Source organism: Sphingobium sp. Leaf26 (assembly GCF_001421665.1).
Lineage (GTDB): Bacteria > Pseudomonadota > Alphaproteobacteria > Sphingomonadales > Sphingomonadaceae > Sphingobium.
Genome location: NZ_LMKV01000010.1, coordinates 37,078 through 52,787 on the forward strand (window position 1 = coordinate 37,078; position 15,710 = coordinate 52,787).

General features: G+C 62.0%; 12 protein-coding genes. 8 read left to right on the plus strand and 4 right to left on the minus strand.

Translation table 11 applies throughout. The annotated features are described in order from the left end of the window. Positions 1-9 precede the first annotated feature (9 nt). Together ASE85_RS08770 and ASE85_RS08775 are read right to left on the minus strand one after the other, a co-directional pair. The gene (locus ASE85_RS08770) at positions 10-1,314 is read right to left on the minus strand and encodes a glycoside hydrolase family 1 protein (RefSeq protein ID WP_056686810.1); all 1,305 of its coding nucleotides are present in this window, start codon (positions 1,312-1,314) and stop codon (positions 10-12) included. Between the two features lie 11 nt (positions 1,315-1,325). Further along, positions 1,326-3,653, minus strand: coding sequence for a TonB-dependent receptor (locus tag ASE85_RS08775; protein ID WP_056686776.1), 2,328 nt, complete (start codon positions 3,651-3,653; stop codon positions 1,326-1,328). A 188-nt stretch (positions 3,654-3,841) separates the two neighbouring features. Between ASE85_RS08775 and ASE85_RS08780 the strand changes: the two genes are divergently transcribed. Continuing rightward, entirely contained in the window at positions 3,842-4,483 is a 642-nt protein-coding gene (locus ASE85_RS08780; protein WP_056686778.1) for a TetR/AcrR family transcriptional regulator, read from the plus strand. A gap of 15 nt (positions 4,484-4,498) precedes the next feature. On the opposite strand, the gene ASE85_RS08785 is transcribed toward ASE85_RS08780, so the two are convergent. Next, the gene (locus ASE85_RS08785; protein WP_056686781.1) at positions 4,499-5,566 is read right to left on the minus strand and encodes an aromatic ring-hydroxylating dioxygenase subunit alpha; all 1,068 of its coding nucleotides are present in this window, start codon (positions 5,564-5,566) and stop codon (positions 4,499-4,501) included. A gap of 88 nt (positions 5,567-5,654) precedes the next feature. Here ASE85_RS08785 and ASE85_RS08790 point away from each other — a divergent pair, with 88 nt between their 5' ends. After that, positions 5,655-6,599, plus strand: a complete 945-nt coding sequence (locus ASE85_RS08790; protein WP_056686784.1) for a LysR family transcriptional regulator — start codon at positions 5,655-5,657, stop codon at positions 6,597-6,599. A 56-nt stretch (positions 6,600-6,655) separates the two neighbouring features. Here the strand turns inward: ASE85_RS08790 and ASE85_RS08795 are convergent, their stop codons facing one another. Further along, a complete protein-coding gene (locus ASE85_RS08795; RefSeq protein ID WP_056686787.1) occupies positions 6,656-8,932 on the minus strand; it encodes a TonB-dependent receptor in 2,277 nt (758 codons plus the stop codon). 123 nt (positions 8,933-9,055) lie between these two features. On the opposite strand from ASE85_RS08795, the gene ASE85_RS08800 reads away from it, so the two are divergent. From ASE85_RS08800 to ASE85_RS08825, 6 genes are all read left to right on the plus strand, one after another. Further along, positions 9,056-9,970, plus strand: coding sequence for a LysR family transcriptional regulator (locus ASE85_RS08800; RefSeq protein WP_056686790.1), 915 nt, complete (start codon positions 9,056-9,058; stop codon positions 9,968-9,970). 81 nt (positions 9,971-10,051) lie between these two features. Continuing rightward, positions 10,052-11,167: an FAD-dependent oxidoreductase gene (locus tag ASE85_RS08805; RefSeq protein WP_056686793.1), complete on the plus strand. Its 1,116-nt coding sequence runs from the start codon at positions 10,052-10,054 to the stop codon at positions 11,165-11,167. 31 nt (positions 11,168-11,198) lie between these two features. Further along, the gene (locus ASE85_RS08810; protein WP_056686795.1) at positions 11,199-12,101 is read left to right on the plus strand and encodes a VOC family protein; all 903 of its coding nucleotides are present in this window, start codon (positions 11,199-11,201) and stop codon (positions 12,099-12,101) included. Between the two features lie 15 nt (positions 12,102-12,116). After that, a complete protein-coding gene (locus tag ASE85_RS08815) occupies positions 12,117-13,274 on the plus strand; it encodes an alpha/beta hydrolase family protein (RefSeq protein ID WP_056686798.1) in 1,158 nt (385 codons plus the stop codon). Beyond that, positions 13,271-14,062: a cyclase family protein gene (locus ASE85_RS08820; protein ID WP_056686801.1), complete on the plus strand. Its 792-nt coding sequence runs from the start codon at positions 13,271-13,273 to the stop codon at positions 14,060-14,062. The genes ASE85_RS08815 and ASE85_RS08820 overlap by 4 nt, the downstream gene beginning before the upstream one ends. Before the next feature lie 4 nt (positions 14,063-14,066). After that, on the plus strand, positions 14,067-15,023 hold the full coding sequence (locus tag ASE85_RS08825; protein WP_056686804.1) for a fumarylacetoacetate hydrolase family protein: 957 nt from the start codon (positions 14,067-14,069) through the stop codon (positions 15,021-15,023). The last annotated feature ends 687 nt before the right edge of the window (positions 15,024-15,710 follow it).

The following is a 15,710-nucleotide window of genomic DNA, read 5'->3' on the forward strand; positions in this document are numbered from 1 at the left end:
GCGCGCGGGCTAGAGACTGTTGTCGCGCGCGTAACGGCCCAGATGCAAGCCACTCGGCTTCATGGTGCGGCGGAAGGTCGTTCGATCGACCGCGACCAGTCCGAATTGCGCGGTATAGGCGCGGTTCCATTCGAAATTGTCGAGCAGGGACCAGTGAATATAGCCGCGGACATCGACGCCATCGGCGATCGCGCGGCCAAGACCGGCAAGGCTGCCGTCGATGAACGCGACGCGGCGACTATCGTCGGTGGTCGCCACGCCATTTTCCGACACGATCACCGGGCGGCCCGTCGCCTTCGCGACCCAACGGACGGTCGCTTCGAGCGCTTGCGGGTAGAATTCCGTATCGGTCTGGGTCAATTCCACGCCCTTTGGCGGGGGCAGGTCCATATCCTTGCCGACGATGGCCCGGCCATAGGTCTGGACGCCGACGAAATCATCCTTCGCCACCGCCTCGAACCAAGGGGTATAGACATGGGCGATCTTGCGCTGAAGGCCGCTCGGATCAGGCCCGGCCTGCTCGTCGGCCACGGCCAGGCTGAGGCCTAGTTGCAGGTCCGGTCGCACCGCCTTGATCGCGTCTATCGCGCGACGATGCGCTTCGGCCTGGATCGGGGCGGCACGCGCAGCATCGAAGACCGGGGTGGAGACGAAACGGTCGCTGCCGACCGCCTTGGCGGCGGCGGCATTACCCTGCGCGAAATAGGGCATGGTTGCGCGGAAAGCGGGTTGCCAGGACAATTGTGCCGCCAGATTAGGCTCGTTGAATGTCAGGCCATGGCTGTAATTGGTCCCCAGCGCCTTGGCGGCCCGCTCGCAGAAACGCAGGAAATGGTCGATATTGGCGGTTTCTTCCCATCCGCCTTTAGCCGCGAACCAGCGCGGTACGGTGAAATGGGAATAGGTGACGAACGGCTTTAGCCCCAAATCCGCGCACCCTTCCACCATGCGCCGATAATGATCGAGCGCCGCGATCGAAAATTCTCCCGGCGCAGGTTCGATCCGCGACCATTCGATGCCGAAGCGGTAGCAATTGAGGCCCATCTGCTTGACCAGCGCCATGTCCTCACGCCAGCGATGATAGCTGTCGCAGGCGTCGCCCGAAGGCGCAGCGAAGGCATTGGGCTGGAGATGCTCCATGACCCAGCTGTCGCTATTGACGTTGCCGCCCTCTACCTGATGACCGGCGGTCGCCGCGCCCCAAAGAAAATCGGGGCGCAGCTTTCGGCGGGCGGCCAGCGCCGGTCCCGCCAGCGTTGCAGCCAGGCTGCCGCCAGCCAAGTGGATCATCGTCCGACGAGACATGGAAAGCATCGGGTCCATCCTTAGAAACGGAACTGGATGTTGGCGCCGATCGTGCGCACGGAATCCAACCCGAACTGCTGCTGATAGGAGGCGACGCCCGCGATAGCGTCGCCCGCGTCCAGTCCGATGAAATTGGGGTTATATTCGTTCGTGCAATTCTTGCAGAAGATCGAAAGGCGCATCCCGTTGTCCAGCCGCACGCCCGCGCTGGCCCCGATCAGGTCGAGCGTCGGCACGGTCGCGCCGGGCGCGCCGTTGATCAGATAGTTGATCGCGGTGCGATGATACCAGTTACCCTCGATAAAGGGATGAACCGTCCCTGACGTCTGCACTTCATACATGGCCTGCACGGACGACGTGAATTTCGGCGCTGTCGGCGTGCGGCGGCCGCGCGCATTGAACGATCCCGTGGTCGCGCAACTGGGTGTCGCTTGACCCGGATAACATTCTGCGCCTGCAAAATCGCCGAACTTGGAATTGAGGAACGTCGCCGACCCGTTGATCGACAGCCCCCGCAGCGGGTTGGTGTTCACCGTCAGTTCGACGCCCTTGCTCGTCACCGACGCAGCATTCTGGACGATGAAGCTTTGCAGCTGTGTATCGAGCGACTGGGTCTGATAATTGTCGAACTTGGTGTGGAAGGCCGACGCATTGACGATCAGGCGGCGATTGAACCAGCTTGTCTTGAACCCGATTTCCGCGGTGTTCGACTTTTCCGGTTGCACCACCAACGGCGCGTTGGCGGTCGCACCGGTATCGTTGAAGCCTGGCCCCTTGTAACCACGGCCGTAGGAGCCGTAGATCATGGCATCGCGGGTCACCTGATACTGGCCGCCTGCGCGCCAGCTGAAATCGGTATTGCCGTAGCTTTCCGATATGGCACCGGGGACGCCCAGGGTGACGAAATAAGCGCCCCGATTCTGGTCCAGGTCGATGCTGATTTCGTCGCGGGTTACGCGACCGCCGGCGAACAGCTTGAACTGGTCGGTGACGGCAAATGTCAGCTGGCCAAAGGCGGCATAGCTGTCGGTCTTCATGCTATAGACATTGTCGCGGCCCAGAAAATAGCTGTTGCTGGTCGAACAGGTGGGGGGGAATGCACCAGGCACGGCGGCCGCGCCGACGCAGAAGGGGAAGCTGGGCAGCAGGAAATCGGGCAGGTAATTATTGCCCGCAATCTGGCTGCTCTGCTTGATGGTGGAATGGAAATAATAGAGGCCGGCCTGGCCGGACAGCCGATTGTCCGCCGGCAGGGCGACGCGCAGTTCGTTGGAAAACTGGTCGTAATCGGCATTGGACCGATTGATGTTCGCACCATTGCTGTTGGTGAAATCGACATCCAGCTGCGAATCGAAATTATAGAATTTCCACGCGGCGATGTTGCTGACGACCAGCCCGCTGTCGGCCGTATAGGTCAGCGCAGCCTGCGCCCCGCCCAGTTTCAGATCGCGCCAGAAGCCGCCATCGCCTGCAACGGCGAAATTGCGGTCGCCTGCGACGATGCCCGAAGCGGCGAGGGGGTCGGCATTGACGCTACCTGCGCCCAGCTGCCGATAGGTGCGGTCGAAAATACCCGCAACGCCATGGGATTCGGCATATTCACCGATCACATAGAGTTCCAGCGCGGGCGTGATCTCCTGCAAATATTTGGCACGGATGCCATATTGCTTGCGATCCAGATCGTTGCGCACGCCGCTGGCGCCGACAAAATGGGTGCCTGGCTCTTCGATCGAATAGGTGCCGTTGACGCGCAGCGCGCCGGTGTCGCCGATCGGGATATTGACCGTCTGGCGTGCAATGGCGGACCATGACTGATCGCTGCTACCCGGCGTGTCGCGATTGTTCAGTTCGATGTTCGTCTCGCTGGCGAACGTGCCGATCTTTGGGCGGGTCGACACGACGTTGAGCAGACCGGCCGACGCATTCTTGCCGAACAACAGCCCTTGCGGCCCGTTGAGCACTTCGACGCGCTCGACATCGTTGAACAGCCCCTGGGTCAGGAACGGTCGACCCAGATTGACGTCGTCCAGCGCGGTTGCGACGCTCGAATCGATCGTCGTGGCAAAGGCCTGGGTGCCCACGCCGCGGATCGCGAAACTATTGTCGCTGCCAACCTGCAGGCTGGGGGCGGCGAGCGCGACCTGGGTGAGGTCATTGAGGTTGCGGGACTTGAGCGTATCGCCGCCAAGCGCGGTCACGCTGACGGGGACATCCTGCAACCGTTCGGCCCGGCGCTGGGCCGTGACGACGATTTCGGCGACGCCTTCGCTGGGTTGCGCGGTTTGCGCCTGCACCGGCTGGACCACCGAGATCAGGCTAGCGCCCGCGAACAATATTGCTTTCCGCATCCTATCCTCCCTGGATGTGCAGATCCTCTGCACTTGCCCCCCGCTTAGGTCTTTGCCATACAAACAGTCAATCCTGATTGTTGTTATGGATATCGATCGATTTTCGTTATACATGCCGGGCAACGGGCCGTTGGATAGAGCAGGATCGGTGAGGGCGGCATAAGCCGTGCACCGGGGAGGAAGACCAGATGCAGGACCAAACCGTACCCAAACTTCGCCGGACCCAGGAGGAGCGCACCGCCACGACCCGGATGGCGCTGATCGACGCCACGATCGCCGCGATCGGGGAATGGGGCTATGCCGGGGCCAGCACCACGCTCATCGCGCAGAAAGCGGGCGTCAGCCGCGGTGCCATGCTGCATCATTTCGCGACGCGGGCGGCATTGATGGCCGATGTCGTGCGGCATGTCTTCGATCATGAAATGGCGGAATATGAGGATGTCCGCGCCCGGACGGGACTTGGCAATCATCTCTACGACTGGCCTCGCCTGCTGTGGGCCGTGCTGGGCCGGCCGTCGGGCATGGCCGTGCTGGAGATATTGCAGGCGACGCGCAGCGATCCCGAACTGGCGGCGCTGGTCGTGCCGATGCAGGAGGCGGTCGAACGATCGGCGCTGGCCGTGATGCGGGGCGCCTTTGGCGGAGACGAGGCGCAGGCCCTGGCGGTCATGCGCCTGATGGTGTGGTCGGTTCGCGGGCTGTCCATCGCGGAGCGCTATCTGCCCCACCGTGCAGAAACCGCGGACGCCATAGAGTTGCTCGGCCGCCTGTTGCAACAGGCGGCGCCCGGCGGGCGGATAGCGGAACTGGGGCCGTTGCTGGCAAGATGATGTCGCTGCGCCCGGTCACGCAGCGGCGGTGTCTTCCCCCCGCTGCGCCCGGAACAGGCGCTGGATGAACTGGCGCGTCTGTCGCCCGCCCACGTCGCTGGCGATGTCCAGCATCGGCCGCCCCGGTTCCCGCGCGATCCGCCGCTGCTGCATCTCCAGGACGATCTGGTCTTCCTTGAAGGTGCGCGCCGTCTGTTCAAAGACGAGGTCGGGAATGTCACCCTGGGTGATGTTGGTCGCCATCGACCAGAAATAATGGGTGGTGCCTTCGGTTTCCGGGGTGATGCCGTGGAAACCCAGCATCGACAGGCCATGCGATCGATCGCCATCATAGGCGCCCGTGCCTTCGTCGCAGGCGCCGGTGTGGATGCGGATGAACATCGGATGGAATTCGATTTCCTGCCAGCGATCGACCAGCCCGGCAAAGCCGGCTGCGGCGACATAGGTCGGCGGCGGGACCGAGGAAGGCATCCGCCGTTCGACGCGGACGCCGTCTGCCAGCCGGGTCGCCTGCGTCGGCGTCTTGAAATGCAATTCAGGATCGCCGCCGATCGTGCGCGGGTGGATATAGGGCAGGTGGGACAGGTCCATGAGGTTATCGACCAGCAATTGCCAGTTGCCCTGCACGTCATAATGGGCGCTGCGCCAGGCCCAGCCCGGATCATTATGCCAGGGATGATTGGGAATGGCGGCAGGGTCGGCCTTCGCCGCGTCGCCCATCCAGATCCACAACAAGGCGTCCTTTTCGACAAGCGGATAGCGGCGGACACGCGCGGTGGCCGGGATCTTGTCTTGCGCTGGAATACGGACGCAGGCGCCGTCGGCCGCGAATTCCAGGCCATGATAGGTGCAACGGATATTCTCCCCGACTACCATCCCCTCGCTCAGCGGCATGGCGCGGTGGCAGCAGCGATCCTCCAGCGCGGCGACCGCCCCGGCTTCGGTGCGGAACAGCACCAGCGGTTGATCCATGATCGTGCGGGCGGTGCGCGTGCCAGGCGTCAGTTCATGGCCCCACCCCGCGACATACCAGATATCGGTAAGGAAGGATGATTCGCCGGCGGATGCGGGCTGCTGGGTCAATGCGCTCTCCTGTCTTATCTCCCAAATGACTTAGCGCGGTTCGAACTGATCGATGTAACTAGTTATGCTGATATGCTAGATCAGCTGGATGGATTACCGCAGACTGGACCTGAACCTGCTGGTGGTGCTCGACATCCTGCTGGAGGAGCGCGGGGTGCATGCCACCGCACGGCGGTTGAACATGAGCCAGCCCAATGTCAGTTTCGCGCTCGGCAAGCTGCGCCAGTTTTTCAATGACGCATTGCTGGTGCGCATCGGCAACGCCATGCAGCCCACGCCCATGGGCGATCGGCTGCGCGAACCGGTCCGGCGGATATTGGAGACGGTCGACGCGGAATTGATGGGGCTGCCGGTCTTCGATCCGCTCCGTTCGGAACGCTGCTTTGCGATCAGCACGTCGGACATCGGCGAACTGGTTTTTCTGCCGACCCTACTGGAGGTGCTGAAGGATCGCGCGCCGGGCGCCACCCTGCGCTGTCATTCCATGCCGCCCCAGGAACTGGAAAGGGCGATGGCGGACGGCGTGGTCGATCTGGCGCTTGGCTATTTCCCGGACCTTCAGGGCAGCAGCTTCCTGTGCCAGACCCTGTTCGATCACCCCTTCAGCTGCATCGTGCGGCGTGATCACCCGACCATCGGCGACAGCCTGTCGCTCGACCAGTTTCTGGGCCTGGGTCATATTCTGGTGTCGCAAAAGGGGCGCAGCCAGGAATTGGTCGAAACGCGGATGCAACAACTGGGCCTGTCGCGCCGCATCCAGTTGCAGTCGCCCCATTTCATGAGCGTGCCGCTGTTGGTCGCCGGGTCCGACCTCATCTCCACAGTGCCCCACGCCGTCGCGGCCATCCTGGCCACCATGGCGCCGCTCAAGCTGTTGCCGCCCCCGTTCGAAACGCCGCTGATCAGCCTTCAGCAATTCTGGCATCGACGGGTCGACGGCGATCCGGCGATCCTCTGGTTTCGCACGCTGATCGCGCAACTGTTTCTGGGCCGCGACCCGTCCATGTCGACGGATAACGCGACAAAGCGGTAGGCGGGATTTTCCTTCCGCCTACCTGCCCATGCTATGCGTGGTCCCCATATGTCCGATCAGAAACGAAAGCCTGCGCGCACGCCATAGGTGCGGGGCGGGCGAAGCTGGTTGTAGATCACACCAGGCTTTGCCGGGCTTTGCAGCGAGTTGGCGAACACCAGTTCATTTTCGATATTGTTGACAAAGCCGGTGAGCGAAAAATTGCCCGATGGCGTCTCGTAGGTCAGACGCGCGTTCGACATCATATAGCTGCCCTGCCGGCCCAGATCGAGGAAATCGAGCGAGAGATAGCGCGATGTCTCGATCCGCGTGTCCATAGCGGCCGTGATCCGGCCATGATCGCCCAGCTGGATGCCATGCTCATAGCCCAGGTTGAACACCCATTTGGGCGCATTGACCAGCGGTCGCCCCGAACAGTTGACGTCGAATATGCGCGCGGCCGGCGATGCGCCGGTCAGGGCCGTTGGCGTGACCGCGCAGCCGATGACCGGGGCCGTGCCGGTTGTCGAATAGGCCTGATAGATCAGCTCGTCATATTTGGTTTGCAGATACTGGATGTTGGCGGAGAATTGGGCGTTGGCGGACGGCTGGAACAGCGCTTCCAGTTCAAGGCCGTAGATGGTCGATTTGCCCGCATTTTCGGTGGTGAAGACCGGGCCGAAGATCGGGCCGCCTGGTGTGCTGGCGACCTGCACCGGGCCGAGATGCGAAATCTGCTGGTCCTTATATTTCCAGTAGAAGGCTTCGGCGTTGAGCTGCACCTTGTTGTCGAAGAAGCGGTTCTTCGACCCGACCGTATAGGCCATCATATTTTCGGGCGCGGAATAGTTGCGACCTGTCGCCGCGAACAGCGCGCCCGATTTGAAGCCCGTCGCGGCCGAAGCGTAAAGAAGCGATCGTGGCCCGACGTCGAATTCCACGCCCGCCTTCCAGGTCAGCTTGTTGAAGTCGATATCGGTGCGCGGGTTGCTGACGATATCTAGGATGATCGGCGTGAAATTACCCTGCGCGGGATTGACGAAGCCTACAAATGGCAACGTATGGGCCTCGGTCGCCTGGCGCTTGTGGTCGGTCGTGTAACGCAGGCCGCCAGTGACGCGCAAGCTGTCCGACAGCGACAGCGTCGCCTGACCGAAGGCGGCAAGGCTTTCGGTATCAAGCTGCGAATTGATCCGCGTGCCATTGCTCGCCTGGTCGAACAATTGCCGCGCGCTGACGTCTTCGGCAAAATAATAGCCGCCTACCACCCACTGCAACGGGCCTGATTGGCTTGCCAGGCGCGTTTCCAGCGACATCTGGCTGGACTCCTCCTGAATGTCGATCAGGAAGCTCGACGCATAGGATCGGAAATCGAGGTCCGTCTTGCGATAGGCCGGAACGACAGTCAGGGTCGCGAAACCCAGATCGGCATTGACCGTAAGCGCCGTGCCAAAGAAGCCATTATCCTGATAGCCATCGTCGCTCGCGATCGCCTGCGGCACGGGGCGGGTGGGAGAGCGGGCGACATAGGCCGCGATGACGCGCGGATCGCTCGGCCCCAATCGCTTCTTGCCGTCCAGCAGCGGCATGATCGTGCCGCCCGATCCCATGCCGCCGACATGAGCATAATCGACCGACAGCGTGGCATCCAGGCCCGTGCCGGTTTCCCCGCGCAATTGCGCGCGCACCGCCTGCGTGTCTTCATCGTCATAACCATCGCTATAATAGCCGTCGCGCTTCACATATTGGCCAGCGATCCGGAACGCGACTTTATCGCCTAAAGGTAGGTTGAGCGCTGCCGAACCCTTCATCGCGTCGTAATTGCCATATTCCGCATTGATATAGCCGCTGGTCTCGCCCAGCTTGGGCTTGGCGGTGATGACGTTCACGGCGCCACCGGTGGCGTTGCGGCCGTAGAGCGTACCCTGCGGCCCCTTGAGCACTTCGACCCGTTCAAGGTCATAGAAAAGGCCCGCAGGCGCGGCCGGGCGGGAGAGGTACACGCCGTCGAGGTTGAAGGCCACGCCCTGTTCGGCAAAGGCATTCGCGCCGAAGGTGCCGACGCCGCGCAGATAGATTTGGGTGAAGGATGCCGCAGGCGCGACCTGTAGGGCGGGCACGACGCGCGTGAGGTCATTGGCCTGGGTTATGCTCTGCTGCACCAGCGTGTCGCCGGTCACGGCGCTGACGGCGATGGCGGCTTTCTGGAGATTTTCGCTGCGGCGCTGCGCCGTGACGATGATGTCCGCGATGCCGCCCCCATTCGCCTGATCATTGCCCGCTCCTGCCTGAGCGTGAACGGGTGAGATCGGTGCTAGAAAAACGGCGGCGGTCGCTAGCAGGGCTGCCTTCATGGTCGTCTCCTCTCCAAATGCGCGCGCCTGATCCGGCGCGTCTGTCAGGAAAGCCTAGACAGGAAGGGCGCATAGGTTAAATCATTTGATCTTATCGTTATCCAATCATGGAATGGATGGATCATGCGTTTTCGCGGCCTCGACCTCAACCTGCTCGCTGTGTTTGAAGGGTTGATGCAAACCCACTCGGTGTCGGAAACAGCGCGTCAGATGCATCTGAGCCAGCCCGCCATGAGCGCTGCGTTATCGCGGCTGCGGGATTATTTCGGTGATCCTCTGCTCGTCAGTCATGGCAAGCGCATGTATCCGACCGCTTTTGCCGAAAGCCTCTCGCCCTTGGTGCACGAATGTCTGGGAGGGATTGAATCGCTGCTCGCAACATCGGCATCGTTCGATCCGCAATCGTCCCAGCGGCTGTTCAGGGTCATCGCGTCCGACTATGTCGTCGCCGCCGTCATCGCACCCTTGCTGACGCGCCTTGTCGTCGAAGCACCGGCGATCACTGTCCAACTCATGTCCCCAAGCGAACAAAGCACGCCGCTGATCACGGCGGGCAAGGCTGACCTGATGATCAGCCCGCGTGAATTTCTGTCCCAGGATCATCCGACGGAATTGCTGTTTGAAGAGCAGCATGTGGTGGCCGGGTGGAGCGGTAACGATCTGCTGTCTGCACCCCTGAACGAAAAGCGCTTTCTGGCGGCAGGCCATGTCGCGATCGCAATCGGCACGCTATCCAACGCGGCTTTCGCGGACCGACAATTGGCCCTCATGGGCAAGCATCGGCGGATCGAGGTATCTGCCTCGTCCTTCACGACCGTACCTTGGCTGCTGGTCGGGACGCAGCGGCTCGCGATCATGCACGAACGGCTGGCGCGCGCTGCGGCCCAGATGTTCCCGATCGTCTATCAACCCCTGCCTTTCCCCTTCCCCGTCATGGAAGAACTGGTGCAGTTTCATCAGACCCGCGCCGCAGACGAAGGCCTGCGCTGGCTACGATCACAATTGCGCACCGCCGCAATCCATAAATCCGATGGATAGATAATCATCCAAACAATCGAATTTTGATATTTTTTTTCCACGCTAGACTTACCCCCTCAAGATAAGAGTGGAGAGCGAAGTTTGGACGCGCAGCGTATCCTCGTCATCGGTGGTGGCATCGGCGGGCTGACCGCCGCGATCGCGCTCCGCGCGAAAGGGCATGATGTCCATGTCATCGAACGTGACCCGGACTGGTCGGTCTATGGTGTCGGCATCATCCAGCAGTCGAACGTGGTTCGCGCGATGAGCGAACTGGGGCTGCTGGACGATTATCTCTCGGCAGGCGTGGGCTTCGACGCGGTGGAAATATTCCTGCCGGACGGCACGATGATCGCGCGGGTTCCGTCACCCCGGCTCGTCGAGGGCAAGCCCGCCAATGTCGGGATCGGTCGCCGCGCGCTGCACAAGGTGCTGGGCGATCGCACGCTGGCCAACGGAGCAACTGTCCAACTCGGTGTCACAATCGCGTCGATCGAAGATGATGGCGCTGGCGTTCATGTTGGTTTTTCGGACGGCAGCTCTGGATATTATGACCTCGTGATCGGCGCCGACGGGGTCTATTCGCAGACCCGGTCTGCCTTGTTCCCGCACGGACCAGAGCCTCAGTTCACCGGGCAAGCGGTATGGCGCTATAATTTCGCGCGACCGGCTGGGCTGGATGCCTTGCAGGTCTATAATGGGCCAACCGGGGTGGGGCTGGTCCCGATCTCCAGCACCCTCATGTACATGTACGTAACCACGCCGGAGCCGGAAAATCCGCGCTATCCAAGGGACGGTCTGGCCGCCGCCATGCGCGACAAGTTGATGCAGACGGCGCCGGCCATCCGCACGCTTGCCGAGCAGATTACAGATGATGAGGGTGTGGTCTATCGACCGCTTGAAGGGCTTCTGGTCGAGGGGCCATGGCATAAGGGCCGGGTTGTTCTGCTGGGCGACGCCGTCCACGCGACCACGCCGCACCTGGGGCAGGGCGCCGGCATGGCGATCGAAGACAGCCTGGTGCTAGCGGAAGAATTGTCGCGCCATGACGATCTGGAAGTCGCCCTCACCGCCTATCGCAATCGTCGTTTCGATCGCTGCGCCTACATCGTGCGTGAAAGTCTGGCGATCTGCCATGGCCAGATCGGCCGGGGTCCGCCGGTCGACAACGCCAAGGCCACCCACGCCATGTTCGCAATCGTCGCGCAGCCGATCTGAGGCGCGCACCATTTTTCCTGGAGTTTCCATCATGAGCCGTGTCACTGAAATTCGTTATGTCGGCTATGCCGTTCCCGACCTGGAGGCCGAACGCGCGTTCTATGCCGACCAGTGGAAGCTGGTCGATGCCGGAGAGAAGGACGGCATGGTCTATTTCGCCGCGGACGGCGGCGAAGAGGGCTATGTCGTGCGCCTGCGCGCCGCCGACGAGAAGCGCATCGACGTGATCGCGCTGGCGGCCGACAGCCGGGCGGATGTGGATGCGCTGCACGACAAGGTGGCGGCATCTGGTGCGCGCATCATCTTCGCACCGAAGGATCTTGATACGCTGGGCGGCGGCTATGGCTTTCGCTTCTTCTCGCCCGATGGCCTGCCTTTCGAGATTTCCAGCGACGTCACCGCGCGCGCGCCACGCGCGCTAAGCCGCTGGGAGGGTATCCCGCAGAAGATCAGCCATATCGTACTCCATTCGCCCGATCACAAGGCGATGGCGCAGTGGTTCTGCGACGTGCTGGGGTTCAAGATCAGCGACTGGCTGGGCGACTTCATGTGCTTCCTGCGCTGCCATGCGGCGCATCACCGCATGGCGATCCTGCCTGGACCGCCCTGCCTCAATCATGTCGCTTATGACATGCTGAGCGTCGATGACATGATGGTGGGCATCAACCGTCTCAAGCACAAGGGCACCGACATTCGTTGGGGTCCGGGCCGGCACACGGCGGGCAACAATACCTTCAGCTATTTCACCACGCCCGCGGGCTTTGCGGTCGAATATACGTCGGAGTTGGAGAACGTGGATTTCGAAAGCCATGAGGCCAAGGTGCATGTCCCTGGCCCCAAGACGATGGACCAGTGGGGCATTGGCGTAGGCGGTCCGCAGACCATGCCGCACCCAGAGGCCGATACAGGCCTGTTCCAGGCCGTAGAAGTTTGAAGGGGAGTAGAAGTCATGGCCCTGTTTGAATATTTCCCAAACTATATCTGGAACCTGTCGGTTGCGATCGCGATGGAAAGCGGCGCGCAGATGGGTGAAATCATTGATATGTGCCAGCCGATCCGCGACGCGGCGGCCACCGGCGCAGATGCCGGCACCCCGCAATTCATGGCGCAGTGGGCGGCGATGGGCGACAAGTTGATCGGGCTGGCGCAGGAGGATGAAGCGCGCGACCGGGCCTTTTCGGCTTCCAACAAGCTGGAGCGGGCTGCCCTCTATCTTATCACCGCCGAACGGATGCAGGGCCATGGCCATCCGGGGCGCAAGGACACCTATGCCAAGGCGCTGGCTGCGTTCGAAAAGTCGACTAAGCTGGGCGGCCTTGATCGCGAGCGGGTGGACATCCCACTTGCGACCGGCACCATGCCCGCCCTCTACACCCGCGCGCCTGGTGCAGGCCGCAAGCCTGTCGTCGTCTATTGCAACGGCCTCGATAGCTGCAAGGAACTGCTCTACTGGTCGCGCCTGCCGCAAGCCCTTGCGCGGCGCGGTATATCGACGCTGTGCGTCGATCAGCCCGGCAGCGGGGAAGCGCTGCGTTTGCAGGAACTGCCCGTCGATCCGCACAGCGAAAGCTGGGCCAGCAAGGCGGCGGACTGGCTGGAAACGCAGGTTGATGTCGATCCCGCCCGCATCGGCATGACCGGCATTTCGCTGGGCGGCCATTTCGCGCCGCGCGCCGTGGCCTATGAACCGCGTTTCGCCAGCGGTGCGGTATGGGGCGCCAACCATAACTGGGCGGAGGTGCAGCAGAAGCGGCTCAACCGCGAAGGCGAGAACCCGGTGCCCCATTATTGGGCGCATGTCATGTGGGCGTTCGGCGCGAGCGACATGGAGGATTTCCACGCGAAGAGCGCGGACATGAACCTTAACGGCCATATGGACCGGATCACCGTGCCTTTCCTGGTGACGCACGGCGCGAAGGATCGGCAGATCAGCCTGTCCTATGCCGACGATCTCTACGACCAGCTCGTCAACAGCCCGCGCCGCGAGAAGGTGATCTTCACCGACCGCGAAGGCGGGGTGGAACATGTCGGTGCGGACAATATGGCCTATGGCCGCGATGTCATCGCCGACTGGTTCGCCGAAACGCTGGGCGGCCGGACAGAATGAGCCGCTGTTTCATCGATCTGTCGATCACGCTCGACAATGATGTGGTGTCCGATCCACCGTTCCTGCGTCCCAAAATCACCTATCAGACGCATGGCGAGACGGTGGCCGAACTCCAGCATTTCTTCCCCGGCGTCACGGCCGACCAGACGCCGGACGGGGCGGGTTTTGCGGCTGCGGAATGGGTGACGCTGACGACGCATAACGGCACGCATCTCGACGCGCCCTATCATTATCATCCCACCATGGATGCCAAAGACGGTAAAGCTGAGCGGGCGATCACGATCGATGAAGTGCCGCTCGACTGGTGTTTTCGTCCGGGTGTGAAGCTCGACTTCCGCCATTTTCCCGACGGCTATGTGGTCACGGCCGCGGACGTCGAGGCTGAATTGGCCCGCGTCGGCCACGACCTCCAGCCGCTTGATATCGTCCTTGTCAACACGGCGGCGGGCAAGGCGCTGGGGCGGCCCGACTTCGTCGATGTCGGTTGCGGCATGGGCTATGAGGCGACCATGTATCTCACCACCCGCGGCGTGCGCGTCACCGGCACCGATGCCTGGAGTTGGGACGCGCCGTTCAGCTATACAGCGCAAAAGGTGAAGGAAACCGGCGACACGTCGCTGATCTGGGAAGGGCATAAGGCGGGCCGGGACATCGGCTATTGCCACTTGGAAAAGCTGCACAATCTGGAAGCGCTGCCGTCCCACGGTTTCACCGTCAGCTGCTTCCCGCACAAGATCAAGGGCGCTTCGGCCGGGTGGACCCGCGCCGTCGCCATCATCGAGGATTAAGGCCATGCGCCTCGCGACTTTGGACAATGGCGCCCCCGACGGCGCGCTGGTCATCGTGTCACGGGATGCGACGCGCTGCCTTCCCGGCGCGCCCGTCGCCGATACGTTGCAGCAGGCGATCGAGCAATGGACGGTGGCCGAGCCGCACCTGCGGGCGATCGCCGATCGGCTGGATCGCGGGGAGGGGGCGCTGCTCGACCATGCGCTTCTGCTCGCGCCGCTGCCGCGTGCCTGGCAATGGCTGGATGGGTCGGCCTTTCCCCAGCATGGCGAACTGATGCAAAAGGCGTTCAACCTGCCCCCGATCGAAACGGAATGGCCGCTCATGTATCAGGGGCTGTCAGATCGCTTCCTGTCGGGCACGCAGGACGTGCCGCTGCCCAGCGAGGATGACGGCATCGATTTCGAGGGGGAGTTCGGCATCATCACCGGTGCCGTGCCGATGGGAACGACGCCGCAGGATGCCCTGAGCCACATCAAGCTCGTCCTCCTCATCAACGACTGGTCGCTGCGCGCGATCGCGCCCATCGAGATGAAGACGGGATTCGGCTGGGTTCAGGCAAAGCCCGCCTGCTCGGTCGCACCCTTTGCCGTAACACCGGACGAACTGGGCGAGGCCTGGGCGGACGGCCGGGTCCATCTGCCGCTGCACGTCACGCTCGACGGCGTCTGGTTTGGGCATCCCCATGGCGGGGAAATGGCGTTCGGCTTTCACGATCTTGTCGCCCACGCCGCGCGCACCCGTGATCTGGTCGCGGGGACGATCATCGGATCGGGCACGGTGTCGAACGCTGCCTATGACGAGGTCGGTTCCTGCTGCCTGTCCGAACGACGCGCCATAGAGATGATCCGCGATCATGCATCACAAATACCGTTCCTGAAGTTCGGCGATCGTGTCCGTATGGAGGTCCCCGGCAACCATTTCGGGCACATTGACCAAAGGGTAGTGTTAGCTGGATGACCTTGGTGGCAGGACGACTTGGGCAGAATTACGGAGAGTGCTGTCCGCCCTCCTTTGGATCGACATGTTTTGCATCAGTGACCAGATTTTCCCGAATTTTCTGCCTGATGACGCGCTAGTGTCGCGCCATCGATCCAGCGCGCGCGCGGTTGGCTCTACCCAGTTTCCACTGCTTGAGCTTCGAATGCGATGCCGAGCCTCCCGCGCACCGCTACAAAAATGGCAGTGAGATTATCCATAAGCCAAGTTCCTCCTGCGCACATCGACCCTTTGTAGACGCTCAGCGGCGAGCATCTGATCTACAAGTGCTGACGGTCCGCTTTTCCGGCTGCTATTGACCAAAAGCCAAGCGTCCACTCCATGGCCGAGGAGCGTCTGGTGCCAACGGAAGCTGACGATCGCGCCGGTCAAAGCGACCGATTGGTATAAGGCGCTGGCTTAGGGACATTGGAACAGGCGTGCTGATGGTGGAAATTGCCACACTGCTTATCGCCGATCGTAGTTTCGTGTGCCGACCTATTGTTCTCTCTATGTTCTCATGTCAAATCGTACGAATCAGATGTAATCACTGTTCGCGATCAGTTGATCGGCTGTTCGCCGTCAGCACCAATGGCACAGATTTGAGGTTTTGATTTAAGGAGGGTTGGGGCTTGGTCGTAGTGACGAAGGAACGAAGATGAAGGCCCA

Coding starts and splice junctions, on each gene's coding strand:
- ASE85_RS08770 (WP_056686810.1), bottom strand. CDS start 1,314: ATGCTTTCCATGTCTCGTCGGACGATGATCCACTTGGCTGGCGGCAGC.
- ASE85_RS08775 (WP_056686776.1), bottom strand. CDS start 3,653: ATGCGGAAAGCAATATTGTTCGCGGGCGCTAGCCTGATCTCGGTGGTC.
- ASE85_RS08780 (WP_056686778.1), top strand. CDS start 3,842: ATGCAGGACCAAACCGTACCCAAACTTCGCCGGACCCAGGAGGAGCGC.
- ASE85_RS08790 (WP_056686784.1), top strand. CDS start 5,655: ATGGATTACCGCAGACTGGACCTGAACCTGCTGGTGGTGCTCGACATC.
- ASE85_RS08795 (WP_056686787.1), bottom strand. CDS start 8,932: ATGAAGGCAGCCCTGCTAGCGACCGCCGCCGTTTTTCTAGCACCGATC.
- ASE85_RS08800 (WP_056686790.1), top strand. CDS start 9,056: ATGCGTTTTCGCGGCCTCGACCTCAACCTGCTCGCTGTGTTTGAAGGG.
- ASE85_RS08810 (WP_056686795.1), top strand. CDS start 11,199: ATGAGCCGTGTCACTGAAATTCGTTATGTCGGCTATGCCGTTCCCGAC.
- ASE85_RS08815 (WP_056686798.1), top strand. CDS start 12,117: ATGGCCCTGTTTGAATATTTCCCAAACTATATCTGGAACCTGTCGGTT.
- ASE85_RS08820 (WP_056686801.1), top strand. CDS start 13,271: ATGAGCCGCTGTTTCATCGATCTGTCGATCACGCTCGACAATGATGTG.
- ASE85_RS08825 (WP_056686804.1), top strand. CDS start 14,067: ATGCGCCTCGCGACTTTGGACAATGGCGCCCCCGACGGCGCGCTGGTC.